The 743-nt window shown below is 67.6% G+C and carries 1 pseudogene; it reads right to left on the reverse strand.

The annotated features are described in order from the left end of the window. A pseudogene (tssI, locus tag AC27KI_RS26465) lies at positions 1–743 on the reverse strand (type VI secretion system tip protein TssI/VgrG); the annotation flags it as partial.

Genomic DNA, 743 nt, shown 5'->3' on the forward strand with positions numbered 1-743 from the left:
TCGATGGTCTTGCGCCGGTCGCGGCCGACCCACTTGTCCTCGTCGTTCTCCACTTCGGTGAGCTGGTCCTTTTGCGCATGCAGCCACAGCTGCTCGGCCCCGGCCTTGTCCTCAAAGCGGATGGCGTTGGCATCGCCCGCGCCGTTCTTCAGTCCGTCGCCGAAGGCCCCGCCCTTGCTCGACTTGGTCTTGATGCCCGACTGCGTGGCGTTGGCCGGCAGCGCCCACGGCGGCATGTTGTCGGCGTTGTACACGCAGCCGGTGATGAGGGGATAGTCCGGGTCGCCATTGAGGAAGTCGACCACGACTTCCATGTTGATGCGCGGGATGAACATGGCCCCGAAGCCGGAGCCGGCCCAGCTGCTGGAGACCCGCACCCAGCAGCTGGAGTTCTCGTTCATGGCACCCACCCGGTCCCAGTGGAACTGCACCTTGACGCGCCCGTACTGGTCGGGCCAGATCTCCTCGCCCGGCGGGCCGACCACCACGGCGGTCTGCGGGCCGGTGGTTCTTGGGCTTCGGGGTGGTGCGCGCGGGCGTGTAGGGCAGGCTGGTCGGCTGGGCCTGCAGGGTGAACTTCTGGAACGAGCCCTCCTCCTGCGGCGTGCCCTTGGTGCCCGGCGCCACGGCGCTGACCTGGGGGTTTTCCTTGAAGTGGTACTCCAGCCCGGTGAGCAGGTATTGCTGGTTCTGGTCCTCGCGCGGGTGGTTCTCCAGGGTGAAGGTGTAGCCGGGCGCCAGCG

The sequence above is a fragment of the Acidovorax sp. KPB24-03 genome, from assembly GCF_057546605.1.